The 15933-nt window shown below is 48.0% G+C and carries 21 protein-coding genes; 15 read left to right on the top strand and 6 right to left on the bottom strand.

Features of this window, described 5'->3' with window-relative positions; all coding sequences use genetic code 11:
* Window positions 1–14 precede the first annotated feature (14 nt).
* A complete protein-coding gene (locus tag FBF37_RS03560; RefSeq protein WP_138079542.1) occupies window positions 15–938 on the top strand; it encodes a CorA family divalent cation transporter in 924 nt (307 codons plus the stop codon).
* Between the two features lie 308 nt (window positions 939–1246).
* Here the strand turns inward: FBF37_RS03560 and FBF37_RS03555 are convergent, their stop codons facing one another.
* Window positions 1247–1942, bottom strand: coding sequence for a DsbA family protein (locus tag FBF37_RS03555; RefSeq protein WP_174843609.1), 696 nt, complete (start codon window positions 1940–1942; stop codon window positions 1247–1249).
* Between the two features lie 57 nt (window positions 1943–1999).
* On the opposite strand from FBF37_RS03555, the gene FBF37_RS03550 reads away from it, so the two are divergent.
* Window positions 2000–3031, top strand: a complete 1032-nt coding sequence (locus tag FBF37_RS03550) for a CBS domain-containing protein (protein WP_138079538.1) — start codon at window positions 2000–2002, stop codon at window positions 3029–3031.
* Window positions 3032–3084: 53 nt separating this feature from the next.
* Window positions 3085–4863 carry an aspartate--tRNA ligase gene (aspS, locus tag FBF37_RS03545; RefSeq protein WP_236861235.1) on the top strand — a complete coding sequence of 593 codons (1779 nt, stop codon included), beginning with the start codon at window positions 3085–3087 and terminating at the stop codon, window positions 4861–4863.
* A 52-nt stretch (window positions 4864–4915) separates the two neighbouring features.
* Here the strand turns inward: aspS and FBF37_RS04110 are convergent, their stop codons facing one another.
* Window positions 4916–5092: a hypothetical protein gene (locus FBF37_RS04110; protein WP_174843608.1), complete on the bottom strand. Its 177-nt coding sequence runs from the start codon at window positions 5090–5092 to the stop codon at window positions 4916–4918.
* A 26-nt stretch (window positions 5093–5118) separates the two neighbouring features.
* On the bottom strand, window positions 5119–6111 hold the full coding sequence (locus FBF37_RS03540) for a glycoside hydrolase family 5 protein (protein ID WP_138079536.1): 993 nt from the start codon (window positions 6109–6111) through the stop codon (window positions 5119–5121).
* 59 nt (window positions 6112–6170) lie between these two features.
* Between FBF37_RS03540 and FBF37_RS03535 the strand changes: the two genes are divergently transcribed.
* The 3 genes from FBF37_RS03535 to FBF37_RS03525 are packed head-to-tail and all read left to right on the top strand — an operon-like array spanning window position 6171 to window position 8535.
* Entirely contained in the window at window positions 6171–6581 is a 411-nt protein-coding gene (locus FBF37_RS03535; RefSeq protein ID WP_138079534.1) for an NUDIX hydrolase, read from the top strand.
* 30 nt (window positions 6582–6611) lie between these two features.
* Window positions 6612–7961: a serine hydrolase domain-containing protein gene (locus FBF37_RS03530; protein ID WP_138079532.1), complete on the top strand. Its 1350-nt coding sequence runs from the start codon at window positions 6612–6614 to the stop codon at window positions 7959–7961.
* A gap of 10 nt (window positions 7962–7971) precedes the next feature.
* Window positions 7972–8535: a class IV adenylate cyclase gene (locus FBF37_RS03525; protein ID WP_138079530.1), complete on the top strand. Its 564-nt coding sequence runs from the start codon at window positions 7972–7974 to the stop codon at window positions 8533–8535.
* Here FBF37_RS03525 and FBF37_RS03520 read toward each other — a convergent pair whose 3' ends face one another.
* Window positions 8536–9069, bottom strand: coding sequence for a VIT1/CCC1 transporter family protein (locus FBF37_RS03520; protein WP_138079528.1), 534 nt, complete (start codon window positions 9067–9069; stop codon window positions 8536–8538). It abuts the gene before it with no gap.
* A gap of 58 nt (window positions 9070–9127) precedes the next feature.
* Between FBF37_RS03520 and FBF37_RS03515 the strand changes: the two genes are divergently transcribed.
* From FBF37_RS03515 to FBF37_RS03495, 5 genes are all read left to right on the top strand, one after another.
* Entirely contained in the window at window positions 9128–9886 is a 759-nt protein-coding gene (locus tag FBF37_RS03515; RefSeq protein WP_138079526.1) for an HhH-GPD family protein, read from the top strand.
* An 88-nt stretch (window positions 9887–9974) separates the two neighbouring features.
* On the top strand, window positions 9975–10196 hold the full coding sequence (locus FBF37_RS03510) for a hypothetical protein (protein ID WP_138079524.1): 222 nt from the start codon (window positions 9975–9977) through the stop codon (window positions 10194–10196).
* A gap of 48 nt (window positions 10197–10244) precedes the next feature.
* Entirely contained in the window at window positions 10245–10514 is a 270-nt protein-coding gene (locus tag FBF37_RS03505) for a YtxH domain-containing protein (protein WP_138079522.1), read from the top strand.
* 37 nt (window positions 10515–10551) lie between these two features.
* Complete coding sequence (locus tag FBF37_RS03500) at window positions 10552–11079, top strand: hypothetical protein (protein ID WP_138079520.1); 528 nt, start codon at window positions 10552–10554, stop codon at window positions 11077–11079.
* Between the two features lie 14 nt (window positions 11080–11093).
* Window positions 11094–11423 carry a hypothetical protein gene (locus FBF37_RS03495; protein WP_138079518.1) on the top strand — a complete coding sequence of 110 codons (330 nt, stop codon included), beginning with the start codon at window positions 11094–11096 and terminating at the stop codon, window positions 11421–11423.
* Here FBF37_RS03495 and FBF37_RS03490 read toward each other — a convergent pair whose 3' ends face one another.
* Window positions 11424–12329, bottom strand: a complete 906-nt coding sequence (locus FBF37_RS03490; protein WP_174843607.1) for a mechanosensitive ion channel family protein — start codon at window positions 12327–12329, stop codon at window positions 11424–11426. It lies immediately after the preceding gene.
* A gap of 24 nt (window positions 12330–12353) precedes the next feature.
* Here FBF37_RS03490 and trmB point away from each other — a divergent pair, with 24 nt between their 5' ends.
* Genes trmB through FBF37_RS03475 form a run of 3 tightly spaced genes read left to right on the top strand, consistent with a single transcriptional unit; the run spans window position 12354 to window position 13931 of the window.
* Complete coding sequence (trmB, locus tag FBF37_RS03485; protein ID WP_174843606.1) at window positions 12354–13028, top strand: tRNA (guanosine(46)-N7)-methyltransferase TrmB; 675 nt, start codon at window positions 12354–12356, stop codon at window positions 13026–13028.
* A gap of 1 nt (window position 13029) precedes the next feature.
* Window positions 13030–13575, top strand: a complete 546-nt coding sequence (locus FBF37_RS03480; RefSeq protein WP_174843605.1) for an NUDIX hydrolase — start codon at window positions 13030–13032, stop codon at window positions 13573–13575.
* Window positions 13576–13586: 11 nt separating this feature from the next.
* Window positions 13587–13931, top strand: a complete 345-nt coding sequence (locus tag FBF37_RS03475) for a nucleoside triphosphate pyrophosphohydrolase family protein (protein ID WP_236861234.1) — start codon at window positions 13587–13589, stop codon at window positions 13929–13931.
* On the opposite strand, the gene FBF37_RS03470 is transcribed toward FBF37_RS03475, so the two are convergent.
* Window positions 13928–15190 carry a UDP-N-acetylmuramate--L-alanine ligase gene (locus FBF37_RS03470; protein ID WP_138079510.1) on the bottom strand — a complete coding sequence of 421 codons (1263 nt, stop codon included), beginning with the start codon at window positions 15188–15190 and terminating at the stop codon, window positions 13928–13930. The genes FBF37_RS03475 and FBF37_RS03470 overlap by 4 nt on opposite strands.
* Before the next feature lie 72 nt (window positions 15191–15262).
* Between FBF37_RS03470 and FBF37_RS03465 the strand changes: the two genes are divergently transcribed.
* Window positions 15263–15910, top strand: a complete 648-nt coding sequence (locus FBF37_RS03465) for a hypothetical protein (protein WP_138079508.1) — start codon at window positions 15263–15265, stop codon at window positions 15908–15910.
* Window positions 15911–15933: the final 23 nt, after the last annotated feature.

Here is a 15933-nt window from a genome sequence, read left to right as displayed (position 1 = left end):
TATAATCAAAGTATATGGTGGTGGAATACTTTGAACGATCAGCGGCAGGTGAGCGTTTAGAAAAAGTTAGTCGTCCTCGCTCTCACGCGTGGGTGCATATATCTGGTAAATTGCTGGATGTAGTTGACTTGTCGGATAAACTCCTGCTGAACGCAAATATCTTGCGCGATGTTTGTGATGTCCGTGAATTGTCACGAGCAGAGTTTAGTAATGGCGTAGAATATATCTTTTTACGTTTGCCGGTTGGTGCAGCTGATGCTGCCAAAACTGCTCCAATATTGATTGCGGTGTCGCGTGATCGGCTGGTTACCGCCAGTCCGCACACCTCTTTTTCACCGTTAGACACTGATGCCTTCATGACTACTGACACGCGCCAGCCTTCTGCGGTGGTGTCTGCTGTCATTGCCTCCATCATCACTGAATACGAGCAGCGGCTCCATGCGCTGTCGACCAAAATTACCAGCGCTCGCAAGCGGCTCACGCACTTTGATGTTCAAAACGAGGACTTTGTTGAATTTGTTGCCATTGAGGATAGTCTCAATGAATATCGGAGTGGCTTGGAGGGGCTAGTAACGGTTGTCGGTCAACTGGAAATGAATCGTCGTCAATTGTTCAATCTGCGTGATATTGAAGCCTTTGGCGATATTATACTGCACGCTCGCCAGTTGTTGGTGGCTATTAGCTCAAGCGCCCAAACGATTGACAGTATCCAAAACGCCTATTCGACCATTGCTAACAACACCCTGAATCAGCGCATGAAAGTGTTGACAACCATCACCATTTTACTGGCGGTGCCAAACGTCTTCTACGGCATGTATGGCATGAACATTGGGCTGCCGTTCCAAGGTGAGCAGTGGGCTTACATTGCCATCATGGGGGTTACATTGTTGTTAATTTTACTAACATTACTACTTGCCAAGCGATTCCGCTTATTCTAAAATTAAAAGTAATAAAGTAGGGAGTAGGCACTTGACGTGCTATATTTCCTTTGGTACTATGGTTGACGTGTCTCGCGCCGAAGCATTGAGTTGCGGTTTGTAATAAAGGTCGAAGCGCGTGAGGCTGCATTTAGTACGAAGGAGTACAAATACATGCCGATAGCAATCAATTTTGTGTCATCCCGACGCAAAAAGATCGCAGTGGATGTAGTGCCTGCCGAATGGCAAACATACATAGCACAATAACATATCTAAAACCGCCCGAGCGCTAGGCCTGGGCGGTTTTAGATTGGCGTAAGTTTAATCTATTATTCAGCCTTTTTCTCTTCAGTAGAGACGCCTGCTGCTTTGAGTGCGTTTTCTACCTCAGTGTCAATGCTGTTGAGGTCTTCAACTTTTTTGCCGTTGATGAAGATGGTTGGTGTAGCAGTGATTCCGTGTGCACGACTGACGGCAGTGTCGAAACTGATCTTTTGGAGCACGCGGTCGCTTGAAAGGTCATTATTAAAGCGTGATTCATCAAGCTTGAGCTGCTTGGCGTAGCCCATGAAGATATCGTTTCGTTCGTGGTTTTGGGCTTTACTCCATGCGTCTTGGTTTTCGTACAGCAAGTCGTGCATTTCCCAATATTTACCCTGCAAACCTGCTGCTTCAGCGACTGATGCTGCCAAGCGAGCGTGAGTGTGTCCAGACAATGGGAAATTGCGGAAGATCAACTGTACATTGTCTTTGTGCTTTTCGACGGCTGATTTGATGCGTGGCGCAACTGTGCGACAGCCTGGGCATTGATAGTCACCGTATTCGATGATGATAACTTTTGGCTTGTCGCTTCCAAAGGTGTGTTCCTGAATGTCGCCGTTCCGTTTTTCGGCAGGGATAATTTTTGTGAGTTGATCTTTGGCGATATCACTAATGTCTAAGCGGTGTGTTACTGACAAATATACCATGCCACCAAGTATCGTCACTACGATTGCGATAAATACGCCCCAGGTTTTTCCGTTCATTCTTGTCCTCCAAATTAACTCTAGCAATAATAGCATAAAATCAGGTAAAATAAAACCATGAGTATATTGCTGTTAAGTGTTATCTATGGATTGATTATCGTTGTTTTGATATTAGTATTAGGCGTACATCCTCAGCTTTCTTCGCATAGCCAATTTGAATTGAAACGTCGAGCGCATCAAGGCGACGAGGAAGCCAAACTGCTACTCAAACGTCGCACGTACTTGGCTGATTTATTTTCGTTGCAGCGGGTGATTGCAGCATTGCTATTGGTGACGCTCAGTGTTATTGGCGTGGAATTATTTCACTGGCTGGTTGGTTTTTTGGTGTCGCTCGTCATTGCGCTATATTCAGGCGCACTGGCTCGCTTGTCGCCACTGCAGAAAATTTCACAGCGCGTCTATGGGCGATACGAAGGCGTAATCATTCACTGCATTGAAAAATATGCAATAGTATTTTGGGCTATCCGTTCCGTGGTGCCGTCACAAAGCAGCGAATTGGATGTCGAATCACGCGAAGAGCTGCTGGAGATAGTCAAAAACGCTGGAGACGCGTTGTCTAAAGATGAAAAGAAACTCATTACAAACAGCCTCAAATTCAAAGACATGAAGGTTGCTGACGCCATGATCCCGCGCACCATGATTGATAGTATAGGTAACGATGAAGTATTGGGTCCCATCGTTCTGGACGGGCTGTATAAAACAGGACACAGTCGTTTTCCAGTGATTGATGGGGATATTGATCATGTTGTCGGTATGCTGTATGTGCAAGATTTGGTGACCATCAATAACACCAAACAATCGCAAAAAGCGCACCACGTTATTGACGCCATGGAACACGCTGTCTACTACATCAGAGAAGACCAATCGTTGCAGCAAGCCTTGGCTGCATTCATCAAAACCAGACACCATCTGTTCATTGTGATTAATCGATACCGTGAAACAGTTGGACTGTTGAGCTTGGAAGATGTCTTGGAGTCGCTTTTGGGTAAGAAAATTAATGATGAATTTGATACTCATGAGGATTTGCGCAAAGTAGCTGAGCGTAATCCACGCGGCAACAATACACCCAAGACTTCAACCGCCTCATAATGCAGGCAGTCATGCAATTGGAATAATGCGCTAATTTTGCTATACTAACAGATATGATGAAACGAATTCTTAGTAGCAATGTGGCTGATACTGTTGGTCAAACTATTACCGTGGCTGGCTGGGTGCATTCCCGACGCGATCACGGTGGGCTGATTTTTATTGACCTACGCGACCATACCGGCTTGGTGCAGCTGGTGATTAATCCTGAGCAGGCGGAAGCGTTTCGTTTGGCGGAAAGCTTGCGCGATGAGTTTGTGATTCGTGCTAGCGGCGTGGTGACGGAGCGCGGCGAAGGTTTGAAAAATCCAAATATCGCCAGCGGTGATGTGGAAATTGTGGTGGAGAATCTGGAAATTCTCAATCGTGCTGAGACCTTGCCGATCCAGCCATTTGCCGAGGAAAATCAAGCAGGTGAAGATTTGCGTTTTAAGTATCGTTACCTCGACCTGCGCCGTCCGAAGATGCAACAGATGCTGAAAAAACGCGCTGAGATGTACCGGTGCATGCATCAATACATGGATGACCGTGACTTTATCGAAATTCAGACACCGATTTTGGCAAATTCTAGTCCCGAGGGTGCGCGTGATTTTCTGATCCCGAGTCGTTTGCAGGAAAATAAGTTCTACGCTCTGCCGCAAGCACCGCAGCAGTTCAAACAATTGCTGATGGTTGGCGGCGTGCCGCGATATTATCAGTTGGCGGCGTGTTTCCGCGATGAAGATCCGCGAGCTGATCGACTGTACGGTGAGTTTTATCAGCTGGATCTAGAGATGAGCTTTGTTGAGGACGGCGAGGAAGTCCGCCAGGAAGTCGAGCCATTGATGCGGCAGCTAGCGACCGAGTTTGCTGGCAAGAAGTTGCTGGATCTGAGCGATCTGCCGGTGGGTAACGGCCAGCCAATTCCGCGTATTTCCTACCGCGACGCCATGGAGACGTATGGCTCGGACAAACCAGACTTGCGCTTTGGTATGGAACTGATTGAACTAACCGATGTCTTTGCTAACACCGAATTTGGCGTGTTCAAAAACGCTGAGTGCATCAAGGCGATTTGCGTGAAAAACGGTGCCAGCCTCAGCCGTAAACAAATCGACCAATTCACTGATATTGCCAAGAGCGAAGGCGCGGGCGGTTTGGCTTACATCACTTACCAAGATGGCGAGGCAAAATCACCAATTGCCAAGTTCTTGAGCGAAACGGAGCTAGTTTCAATCCAACAAAAAACTGGCGCGGCTGATGGCGACGCAGTTTTCTTCGGTGCTGATGCTCGCCCAGTCGTCAACGCCGTGCTTGGCCGTCTGCGAAACGAATTTGCTACTCAGTTCAACCTGAAAGACCCGAGCGTGGTAGCCTTGGCTTGGATCATTGATTTTCCGTTTTATGAATGGGACGACCACGGCAAGAAGCTTGATTTTGGCCATAACCCATTTAGTATGCCAAAGGGCGGCCTAAAGGCGCTGGAATCGGCGAAGACTGATGCCGACAAGCTCGCCATCGTTGCCGATCAATTCGACATGGTGATGAACGGCTACGAAATTTGCTCCGGTGGCGTGCGAAACCACAACCCGGCGGTGCTGTACAAAGTGTTTGACCTGCTTGGCTTTAGCGAAAGCTACGTCGAAGAAAAGTTTGGTGCTATGCTCAACGCCTTCAAATACGGTGCGCCGCCGCACGCTGGTTGTGCCTTTGGTGTTGACCGCATCCTCATGGAGCTCATCGACGAAACGAACGTCCGCGAAACCTTGGCCTTTCCAAAGAACGGCTCCGGCGTTGACGTGATGATGGATTCACCGTCGACAGTTGATTTAGCGCAGCTACAAGAATTAGGTTTATAAGATAAATCACGGCAGAACAAACTGCCGTGATTATTTTATAGTGACAGGCGAATTATTTTTGCTGCTTTTTCTGGCTGATAAATTGTGCAATAAGACCAATGATAACAACCAGAACCGCAACGTAAAGCAACCCGTTGATCAACCAAGCGGCAAGGCGAAACACCAGGCTCAATACCCAGGCGATGATGACCAGGACTGCGATACTATAAATTAATTTAGGAAAAGACATGTATACAGTATATCATTGACCGCTAATTAATACATCCCATCAAACCATCCCTTACTGTAGCAATCGCGAAAGTTCCAGGCTCCAGGATTCTCGGTCTTATAACTCCAGTAAAACCAGGCATCAACGCCTGAAGGCACAGTCAATTGTGATTGGCAATGGGTGTATTCATTACTATCACTGGCGGTGCGTGGCGGCAGGGCAGCGCTCCACTCGCCAATGATCAATGGTTGCTGACGGGCATAGCCACGGTATTTGCTAGACTGTTGATCAAGTACCTGACGGTGGTGAGTCAGCGATGTTGCTTGATTGTCTGTGTCGGAAAAGCATTGATAATGATGTATATCCAGTGTATTATTCCCAATTCGTCCTGACCACCAGGCTGGCTGATAGCAATCAGAGACTACAATGCGCACATGAGACGGCAATTGAGCACGTAATTTTCGGCTCGTTTTTCGCGTCCACCACCACAATTGCCACCGCTGACGTCGTGTTGTCACCAGGGGTTCATTGAGCAGCTCAATCCCCCAGAGGGCTGGATGGTTGCCATATTCATTGGCAATGTCAAGTAATATCTGTGATGTTTTCCGTCTATTGGTGCGTTGATACCACCCGACAGTGCTGGTATTACCACTACCGCTGTGATCACTGGCGTTTTGAGCACCAGGCGCAGCATGCAGGTCGAGTAGCACCTGTAGGCCATAGCGTTTGGCCGTGTCCATCAACCAATCAATCTGCGGTTTTGCTGATAGATACGGCGGCTGGTCCTCAAGTGCCCAATAACCAATCGGCAGTCGCAGTAGTCGTATGCCAGCTTGCGCCAACCATGTGAGGTCATCTTCCTGGATGAAGGTTTGTCGATGGTGTTGGATGCGTGCCGCGCCATCCACTGTTTGTGATAGTTCATATTCATTAGTCGCATCTGTTCCGGTGAATACACTTGGCGTCATCCATCGTTCAAGCACTAGCCAGCCACCCAGATTGACACCGGGTATGGCAGACGAGGGAGAATGACTATTCATAGCTCTACTGTAGCATGAATAAATTGCCGAATAATAGCCAAACAGCTATACTGGAAGTAATGTATGATCGACACGAAGTCAGTGTAAAAGTAGCGCTGTATAGCAGCGACGGCAAACGCACCTTGTTGATGCGGCATTGGGGTGATGCGGGGTTTGGTCTGCCGGGCGGGCATATTGATGCTGGTGAGATGCCTGATGCCGCACTGGAGCGAGAGCTGCGTGAGGAACTAGGTATCACCATTGATGCGACGCCAGCCGATTTTTACGTGCGCGACCCATATGATACCACCGCCAAAAACCATAAAATCATCCTTGGCTATACGGCCACAATTGACGGTGATGTTGAATTGCCAGCTCAGGCTTGTGACGGCAGTGAAGAGGGTCCAGTCTGGTTGACGCGGGCGGAAGTCGAAGCTACCGACAAGCTTGCGCCGGGTTATCGGGATTTTTTGCTGAAGCGGTGGCCGTAAACGTAATATATCAGGAGGTATAACAAAGCTATGAAATCAATTCCTAAACGAACGCTAACATTCATCGACTCATGGCTAACGTTGCGCAGTCGGTGGGCGCGCTGGCCGGGGTTTACGGTCGCGATAGCCAAAGACGGCGAGGTGGTTTTTCATAAAGCTTATGGACTGGCAAATATAGAAAATAATGAGAAATTAACAACCAACCATCTCTTTCACGTCGCCTCACACTCAAAAACTTTTACCGCCACGGCCGTAATGCAGCTACAAGAGCGCGGCAAGTTACGCATCGATGACTTAGTGACGGCACATCTACCGTGGCTGGCGCAGCATAGCGACCAGCATTGGCGTGACGTAACCTTGCGTCAATTGTTGAGCCACTCAGCAGGCGTGATTCGTGACGGCCAGGCGTCAGGCTTTTGGCAGTTTCAAGGAGAATTTCCAGACGAAGACGAGTTCAAGCAGCAAATCATGAAGTCACAACTAGTGTTTGAGCCAAATTCTGAGTTCAAGTATTCCAATTTTGGTTTTGGCTTGCTGGGTTTGGTGATTGAACAAGTTAGTGGCAAATCGTACGCTGATGTTGTGACGGAAAACATCATCACACCGCTTGATTTGAAACAAACCGCTGCAGAACATTCACCAGAACTTTACATGGCAACTGGCTATGGTAGGTTTGATTTGCAGCAGCAGCGTCGACCGTTTCAGCACATCACAACTGGCGCGCTGCAGCCAGCCACGGGATTTTGCTCAACGGCGCATGACTTGGTAACATTTTTTGCTGCTCTACAGGTCGGCTCAGGTAAACTGTTGAGCGATGCTTCCAAACGGGAAATGCAGCGCCCATCATGGCAAGTTGCTGATGATGCGAATGCAGGTAGCTACGGGCTCGGTTTGGATATAGAAAAGGATAAAAGTAGCAAGCGGATTGTCGGTCATAGCGGTGGTTATCCAGGATTTGTCAGCCGCACCTGGTCGCGGACAGATGACGGAATAACTGTTTCGGTGTTGGCGAACGCGTATGATACAGTGCCAGGAATAGTTGCAAATTCAATATTAGGAATTATTGATCAATTTGGTGATGCTTCTGATAAAAACCGTCGCAAGTTTGAAGCGCGGTTTGCCAATGATTATGGTGTGTATGAAGTCGTTGATACAGCAAAAGGATTGAGAGGCTTATGGTCTAATGATTGGCGACCATTCAACATGGCTGAAGAACTAGAAATAGTTGATGACGCCACTCTAAAAATTGCAAAAAGTAGTCATTTTAGCTACTTTGGCGAGCTGATAAAATATGAGTTTGATGACAAAAATAGACCCTCTGCCATGTACCGCAGCGGCGCCAAGAACTACGTGAGTCAAGATGGTGATGTGAGAGTGTGAAAGGATTTTCGTGTCAAACATAGAGTATGAAGCTAAAATATACGATGTTATTCCAGCTGATATTGTGGCAAAGCTGGCGAGGCTTGGCGCTAAGGAGATTGGTAGTTATAATTTCCGCCGTTACGTATTTGATACAATTCCGGCGACACCAAATCGCTGGGTACGGTTGCGCTCTGATGGGCAACACGCTACTCTGACTGTCAAAGAAATAACCGCCGAGGCTATTGATGGTACTCACGAATGGGAAGTTGAAGTCTCTGACCTAGAAACGACACTAGAGATCTTAGCAAAGATTGGCATTAAACCACGTGGCTATCAAGAAAACAAACGGCAAGAATATAACCTTGGCGGCGTCCAGGTTGTCATTGACTACTGGCCGAAACTAAAACCTTACATTGAGATAGAAGGTAATAGCGCGAAGGAAGTGATAAATACTGCGAAACTTTTGGGCTACGCCGAGGATGATCTGACGACGAAAAACACTACTGAGTTATATCAGGATATTGGTATAGATATTGAGAAAATGCTAGAGCTAACATTCAATTCAGTTGTCGAGGACAGAATGTTCACATGATTATAACTGAACGCCCAACCACGCCGCTAACACATCACCAGCAAAGTAGGCCATTCCAGCGGCAACTGCGCCGAGGAGCAAGGTGATGGCGGCTTCTCGCCATGGCGATTGATTACCAACTTTGCCTTTAGTGAAGCCGATCGTCAGGAAAGCGACCGCCGTCAGTGCAGAGCTCATATAAAACAAGGTGGTGCTTGGCACTTTTGAGCCTGCAACGACATCAACCAGGTATGGCAAGACTGGCACGCTACCCACGGCAACAAAGGCCAAAAACGTAACTGAGCCAATGATTTTGGGTGAAGCCCGTTTTTGGGTGTCGCGGGCTGATCCTTCGTGCTCAGCGCTGGCTGCCAGGTAGGCGCTAGCGCCCATCGAAAAACCATCGGCAATGAGGTTTGCAATGCCTAAAATGAGGATAACCGCACTGGAAATCCCTGCGCCGGCCGACGCTGCCACTACGGCAAAGGTTGTGACTGTGCCGTCAACCGCACCGTACACAAATTCTGAAATGTATCGTCTAAAAAATATGTTCATAACCGTGCCATTATATCATAATTAGCCCTTATGGGTTTGATTCGCGTATACTAAAGCAATGAATACTGATGATTTTCGGGAGTTGATCCACCAAAAAGGTCGCGAACTGTACCGGCCAATGCCATGGCGTGACCAGCCAACCCTGTACTATGTTCTGGTGAGTGAGCTGATGTTGCAGCAAACCCAGGTTGCTCGCGTATTGATGAAGTTCAAAGAGTTTACCGCAGCGTTTCCGGACATTGAGTCACTGGCAGCGGCTGAGCTGACCGAGGTGCTCCGCGCGTGGCAGGGGCTGGGCTATAACCGTCGCGCTCGATATCTCCACCAAACAGCACAAGCCATCGCCGCTGGCGCCCCGGTGACTACACTAGATGATCTTGTTGCATTGCCGGGTATTGGTATCAATACTGCCGGCGCCATCATAAACTATGTATACCAAATACCAACACCGTTCATTGAGACAAATATTCGCACCGTCTATCTTAATCATTTCTTTATGGACCAGACAGCAGTGGCGGATCGTGACATATTGCCTATTGTCGAGCAGACGATGGATCGGGCAAATCCGCGCCAGTGGTTCTGGGCGCTGATGGACTATGGCAGTGAACTGAAGGCCCAGGGAAAGGGCAAATTGTTTGCCAGTCGTCACTACACCAAGCAGCCAGAGTTTGCCGGCAGTCTCCGCCAAATGCGGGGTGAGATTTTGCGTCGGTATGTTGGTGGGCAGTCACTCGCTGAAATCACCGCTGAGTTACAGGACGATCCACGATTTGCGGCGGCACTGGATGGCTTGCGGCAAGACGGTCTCATCGGCTGATGATATAAGTATTGACATTTTAAACCGTCTATGCTATCATAGTAACTAGTCGATACGACAAATATAAACAACAAATCAAAGGAAAGGTATGGAAGACATGCAAACAGTTATTATACTGATGACTGCGGTGATTGTGGTCCATTCGGTGGCGATCATCATCTTATTCAGTATAATAATTTCGCTCTTGGTAAAACTCAAACGTATTGCCAGCCAAGCTGAAACAGCAGCGCATAATATTGCGCAAGTGACAGAATGGCTGTCACCAAGAAAAGTCTTTACTGAAGCTTCTCGGCTTTTTCGGCGGAAATAGCAAGGATTCATCAGTAAAATCTAACAATAAACAAACAAAGGAGAAACTATGAAAAAAGTATTAACTGTCTTAGGTGCTGCGGTAGCTGGTTTTGCGGCTGGTGTGTTGACTGCACCAAAAAGCGGTAAGGAAACTCGTAAAGACTTGAAGAAAAAGGCTAACGAGCTGAAAAAAGATGCTGACAAATGTGCAGCAAAGGCAAAGACGGTGGCAAAAGACACGGCTGCCTCTCTGAAGTCTGGGGCGCAAAAAGTAGGTAAAGCTACCACTGAAGCGGCTCACGACGTCAAGGGAGACGTTGAAAAAAGCCTGAAATAATTTGACAACAATCAAAAAACGCGGGACAATGGAACAGATGAAACAAGCTGTTACAAGTCTCGCGTTTTTGATGGTTGTTGCTGGTGTGATTGTCGGGTCCTCAGTTGTCGTGAAAGCTCTTGATGGCCAAACCGAATCTGCAAATGGGATTGATGCCATTAAAGCCAATTGCCAGGATATTCGTGGAAATCTCAGTCGACTGCATCATAGCGACGCAATTTTACGAGTGAACACCGGTCAGGCGTACAATGATATTTCTTCGCGCCTGATGGCACGCATGAACGGTCGTCTGGCAGTGAATAAGATTGACGCTGCGGACTTGGTGTCCTTGACGAGTCGGTTCGAAAAAGGCCGATCATTATTTTCATCTCGGTATAATGAATATGAATCTGCCTTGGCAACGCTTCTGAAGATTGACTGCAAAAATCAGCCAACCGATTTTTACGCCCAGCTCAATATTGTTCGTGATGGACGGCTCAAATTGTCGTCGTCGGTTCGCGAACTCAATGACATTATTGCTGAATATGGCACTAAAGTAGAAAAGATAAAGGAAAAACTCAAGTGATACGCCAGCGAATAATGGATCATAAACTGCCGGCGTTCATTGCGGGTTCAGTGCTGCTGGCTGCAGTCTTAGTGACTTTGTCGATGTTTATCTATTACGCATCAGGGGCTTCACGGTTGGATTTGAGCCGCCCAGAGTACAAGTCGATGCGCTCAAAGATTGATCAAGGTAAAGCCTTGGACGAGGGCTTTGCGGCGCAGGGTGAAATCACCAAGTCAACCATAGATGAATTTATGAAACTGTACAAAGCAGAGGCCGCAAAAACTACAAGTTCACAGAATTTTGCCGTTGATGCCTTGAGTGACGCCAACTTGGGTATCACCCAGAATCAGTCAAATCAATAACTATTTTTTCAATGGTCCGTTGGCAGTGAGTGGTAGGGTGGCTAGCTTGATGTCATTATTCTCAAATTCACGCAGCAGTCGTCGCCGCATTTCTGAGGTGACGCTCCATTGATCTGAGGGCTGAGTTTTGCCGGCGATGATTACTTCCACTGAATGCCCAGTGATATCGCCGAGCGAGGTAAATTTTGGTGGGTCGATGATTTTTCGTTTCCAGGATTTTTCCAGGGATAGCTTGTAACCGATGTCATTGATAATTTCTGTAGCTGCCGAGATGTCAACTGACGGATCTAGTTGTAAGATAAATCGTGAGATGCTGTAGCCCATAGTTTTGTTGATGACTTGCTGAATGGTACCGTTTGGAATGTAGTGAACGTTACCATCAGTGTCACGCACGACTGTAGAGCGGGTACCAACGCGTTCCACCTTGCCGACTGCACCCATGATGTCAACAACGTCACCAACACGGTATTGGTTTTCGGCGATGATGAAGATACCAGCCAGAAAGTCCTTGACCAGTGACTGGGCACCAAAACCCAACGCCACACCAATGATCCCGGCGCTAGCAAAGAGCGGTGACAGATCGACCAAAAAGAGTTTATTTGCAACCACTGCCAATGCGTAGGCAATCATCAAAATCCGCCAGAAGCTGCGAAGCAATTGAATCAAGGTCTCCTGACGTTTTTCAATGTCCTTTTTGTGCCAATCTCGATGTTTGGCCGTCGACCTGACAACGCTTTTGATGCCCCATTTTAGCAGTACGCGGCCAATATAGTAGGCGATGATGGCGCCAATCACCGTACTCCACGCCTCGATGAGACGCTGCTCCATCAGCCAGCCCAGACCATTTTGCTTCAGCCACTCATCAAAATTGGAGGAATCTAAAATATACTTGGTAAGCGTATCCATAATAGATTTAGTATAATGAATAATATGAGTTTTGTCGATCCAAACCAGTTTATCATCACCCGTAAACGCAAGAAATATAAATTTGCGTTGTTTGCCAATTCGCCATTGTGCTTTGAATATGATGAATGGTTGGCAGTGAAAGACCAGCCAGATAAGCGCCCAACGGTGATGGAAATAGGCGCAGGCAATGGCTTGTTTGCCGTCGAGCAGGCAGCGCGTCATCCAGAACAAACCTTTGTGGCGCTTGATGTCAAAGGTGATCGATTGCAAAAGGGTGCCCGAGAGGCCGAAGCGCGCGGACTCACTAATATCTTTTTTGTACGAGCGCGGGCTGATCAAATTGATCAATTGGTCGCTCCGGCATCACTCGAGACCATTTGGCTAACATTTTCTGACCCATTCCCCCGAAAACATTCGGCTGGCCGGCGGCTAACCCATCCGCATTTCCTGGCAGTGTACCGCAACCTATTATCTTCAGACGGTGCGCTGCTCATCAAGCACGACAACACCGATTTCTTTTGTTGGGGTTTGGAGCAATTGGTTTGCTGCGGATGGTCACTGCAAGAGTTGACGTTTGACCTGCATGAATCTGAGCTGGCTGATGATTATAAAATCTTCACATCCTATGAGCAGCGTTGGCTGGACGAGGGCAGAATTACAAAGTTTGTTAATGCCAAAGCTGATGGGGAAAGGAACTAATATGCCACACATTCACACCGCACCCAACCAACATGACCACACCGTTACTGGATATGTCATTCGCACCGACGGCGATCAACCGCGAGCGTTGCTGCATGTGCATAAAAAGCTGGGGAAATTACTGCCGCCGGGCGGTCACGTAGAGCTGGATGAGACGCCATGGGCGGCAATGTTGCATGAACTACGTGAAGAAACTGGCTATGATACCAATCAGTTGTCTGTGCTGCAGCCAACCTTGCGCCTGCATCAAGCTGAAATGCCAGAGGTGACGCTTCACCCGCAGCCACTACTCATGAACACTCATGATATCACACCTGAGCATTATCACTCAGACACGTGTTACGCACTGGTAGTTCAGGAAGGCCCACGCCATGAGTTAGCCGCCGGCGAATCAACAGATGTACGATGGCTGACGCGAGACGAAATAGTAGCGCTGTCGTCTGAGCACATCTGGGATAATACGCGGGCCAGTTACTTGTCATTGTTTGATAGGTTCTTAGACGAATGGGAATTAGTGCCAGCGAGTGAGTTTTCGGCAGGTAAATAACAAAAGGAGAGATGATGAACATACAAGAATATGCAGATCAAGCTATCACTACATTGTCAGACAACTATGAATACGGTGACATCAGCCCGCAGCTAATGGGACAGGTATTGGGGTTGGCTGGTGAATCTGGCGAGGTGGTTGAAAAAATCAAAAAGTTGCTGCGCGACAAACAGGGGATGCTCGAGGAATCAGACAAGGCAGATATTCTCAAAGAGTTGGGAGATGTTTTGTGGTATGTCAACGCAGTAGCGCATTTGCTGGGCTCAAGTTTGGAAGATGTGGCGCGGCTGAATAATGAGAAACTGTTGAGTCGTAAGGAGCGCCATCAGCTACACGGCAGCGGTGATAATCGCTAAGCGTCCAGTGTGGCGGCGCGTTGTCGTACCCAATGGTCAATAGTGCCAGCACCCATGCACAAGACCAATTTACCAGCGTCGAGTGCGGCGGTGATGTGGTCCCACAATGCGTCATCTAGCTCAGCAAAAGTGACACAGTCAGGACGCGAAGCGACGATCTGGCGAGTTAGTTCTTGTGGGGATAGGATTGGCAATTCTGAATTTTCGCGAGTCAAATAGGTTGGTAGCCAATAGATCTCTTCAGCGGCTTCAAATATATCTGCAGTATATTGCGCTATGATTTCGTGTTGGCGAACATTTTGATGCGGTTGGTAGACCAATACCACGTGGCTGGACAACTCTTGCGCGAGCTGTAGGGTAGCTTTGATTTCCACTGGATGGTGGCCATAATCCGAGTACAAACCTTCAGCCAATTTCTCAAATCGGCGACCTGCGCCAGGGAATTGATTAATACTGGTGATGACGCTTACTTCGTCAATTTCTGTCATGTGTTTGACTGCTTCTAAGGCCAGCATACCGTTACGCCGATTGTGCTCACCAGCCAGGTGAATGTCTGGGTTACATTCAGTCAGCACTTGTACATTGTGATCATCAAAGCACGCGGCAGTCTCTTGCCAGGTGACGACACTTTCAGACTGGTGACCAAAGGTGCGGAAGGCCGCCAAATACTCATCTTCCGTTGGGTAGGTGTCAGGATGGTCATAGTCAACCGACGTGATGAGGCTGAGCCATGGTTGGAAATTCAAGAAGTTCCGATCAAACTCGTCACACTCGTAGACAAAAAATTGACTAGTTGGGTCAAATTTGCCGCTTGGCCCAAAGCTCAGGGTGGAACCGACGGAATAACTGACTGGAATTCCTAAGTGCTGCAGCGTCCACACAATCATACTGGTGGTGGTAGTTTTGCCATGGGTACCGGCAACAGCCACAAGTTTCAAGTTTTTGTCAGAGATGATGTGCGCTAATAATTCATCGCGTTTGCCGGTTTTGATACCCAGCTTGTGAGCGAGAACTAACTCAGGGTGATCTGCTGGCAGAGCTGCTGTATAGACGAACCAATCAAACGGCTGTTTGTCGTGCTCTTCCTGTAAAAAAGTCCCTGATTGATCAAGGGCAATGTGGACGCCGCGCTCCATCAAAGCCGCGGTCAGCGGGCTGGCTGATCGGTCTGAGCCACAGATATCATACCCAGCGTCGTGAGCAATCTCAGCCAATGGCCCTATGCCAACACCACCGATTCCTGAAAAATAAATTCGCATGGCTTTATTATACCACTCTCGCCTGTCTCTCAGTATGTGTGCTATACTAAAACTAGAGTAAGAAGGGGTGGAATGACAGACAAACGCAACGTCCGATTCAAAATTCGTCGACTCGAGCAGGTCAAAACATGGCAGCTGTTGATTTTGTTTGTCATGTTTGCTTTTATCACGGCAACATTCCTACGGCTCAATAATGTTGGCATGGTGGAGCGTCGTGAAGCGGTGTACGCTGCAGATAAGACAGATGATTCGGTTGGACTGGCAAGCCGACTGTATGACCTGCAGAGGTTTGTGAGTGCTCATATGAATGCTGATCCCGGTAGGGTTGCGCTGGTCAAAACCTATGAGCGGGACAATGAGCGGCATAAAAAAGCCTATCAAGAAAGCAGCAACAGTACCGCCAACGGTGATGCATTTCAAAAAGCCGAGGCTGTTTGTGGGCCAATTGCGCGGTCCAATGGCTGGCGTTGGCCAGATATGCGCTACACAAATTGTATCAATCAAGAATTAGAAAAAATCCCTGGCGGACAAGCCGTGATGAGCGAGTTTAAACCGTTACCGGTTGAGCCATATTATCATACGTTCACCTCACCCCTCTGGTCGCCAGATTTTGCTGGCTGGTCGTTGATCATCACGGCAGTGATTGGTCTAATTATCATAGGCCGACTAGTAGTATTAGCTATTCTTCGCTTCATTTTACGCCGCCGAAAGCGTTTTTAGGCTTGACAGGGGCCAACAGGGGT

The sequence above is a fragment of the Candidatus Nanosynbacter featherlites genome (genome assembly GCF_005697565.1).
In the GTDB taxonomy this organism is placed as follows: domain Bacteria; phylum Patescibacteriota; class Saccharimonadia; order Saccharimonadales; family Saccharimonadaceae; genus Nanosynbacter; species Nanosynbacter featherlites.
This window is presented reverse-complemented; position numbering and strand designations above follow the sequence as displayed.

Excerpts from the sequence above, each read along its gene's own strand:
- aspS (WP_236861235.1), top strand. The coding sequence starts at position 3,085 with ATGATGAAACGAATTCTTAGTAGCAATGTGGCTGATACTGTTGGTCAA.
- FBF37_RS03475 (WP_236861234.1), top strand. The coding sequence starts at position 13,587 with ATGATGAACATACAAGAATATGCAGATCAAGCTATCACTACATTGTCA.
- FBF37_RS03535 (WP_138079534.1), top strand. The coding sequence starts at position 6,171 with ATGTATGATCGACACGAAGTCAGTGTAAAAGTAGCGCTGTATAGCAGC.
- FBF37_RS03560 (WP_138079542.1), top strand. The coding sequence starts at position 15 with ATGGTGGTGGAATACTTTGAACGATCAGCGGCAGGTGAGCGTTTAGAA.
- FBF37_RS03540 (WP_138079536.1), bottom strand. The coding sequence starts at position 6,111 with ATGAATAGTCATTCTCCCTCGTCTGCCATACCCGGTGTCAATCTGGGT.
- FBF37_RS03490 (WP_174843607.1), bottom strand. The coding sequence starts at position 12,329 with ATGGATACGCTTACCAAGTATATTTTAGATTCCTCCAATTTTGATGAG.
- FBF37_RS03530 (WP_138079532.1), top strand. The coding sequence starts at position 6,612 with ATGAAATCAATTCCTAAACGAACGCTAACATTCATCGACTCATGGCTA.
- FBF37_RS03480 (WP_174843605.1), top strand. The coding sequence starts at position 13,030 with ATGCCACACATTCACACCGCACCCAACCAACATGACCACACCGTTACT.
- FBF37_RS03495 (WP_138079518.1), top strand. The coding sequence starts at position 11,094 with ATGGATCATAAACTGCCGGCGTTCATTGCGGGTTCAGTGCTGCTGGCT.
- FBF37_RS03550 (WP_138079538.1), top strand. The coding sequence starts at position 2,000 with ATGAGTATATTGCTGTTAAGTGTTATCTATGGATTGATTATCGTTGTT.
- FBF37_RS03515 (WP_138079526.1), top strand. The coding sequence starts at position 9,128 with ATGAATACTGATGATTTTCGGGAGTTGATCCACCAAAAAGGTCGCGAA.
- FBF37_RS03555 (WP_174843609.1), bottom strand. The coding sequence starts at position 1,942 with ATGAACGGAAAAACCTGGGGCGTATTTATCGCAATCGTAGTGACGATA.
- FBF37_RS03470 (WP_138079510.1), bottom strand. The coding sequence starts at position 15,190 with ATGCGAATTTATTTTTCAGGAATCGGTGGTGTTGGCATAGGGCCATTG.
- FBF37_RS04110 (WP_174843608.1), bottom strand. The coding sequence starts at position 5,092 with ATGTCTTTTCCTAAATTAATTTATAGTATCGCAGTCCTGGTCATCATC.
- FBF37_RS03465 (WP_138079508.1), top strand. The coding sequence starts at position 15,263 with ATGACAGACAAACGCAACGTCCGATTCAAAATTCGTCGACTCGAGCAG.
- FBF37_RS03505 (WP_138079522.1), top strand. The coding sequence starts at position 10,245 with ATGAAAAAAGTATTAACTGTCTTAGGTGCTGCGGTAGCTGGTTTTGCG.
- FBF37_RS03510 (WP_138079524.1), top strand. The coding sequence starts at position 9,975 with ATGGAAGACATGCAAACAGTTATTATACTGATGACTGCGGTGATTGTG.
- FBF37_RS03520 (WP_138079528.1), bottom strand. The coding sequence starts at position 9,069 with ATGAACATATTTTTTAGACGATACATTTCAGAATTTGTGTACGGTGCG.
- trmB (WP_174843606.1), top strand. The coding sequence starts at position 12,354 with ATGAGTTTTGTCGATCCAAACCAGTTTATCATCACCCGTAAACGCAAG.
- FBF37_RS03500 (WP_138079520.1), top strand. The coding sequence starts at position 10,552 with ATGAAACAAGCTGTTACAAGTCTCGCGTTTTTGATGGTTGTTGCTGGT.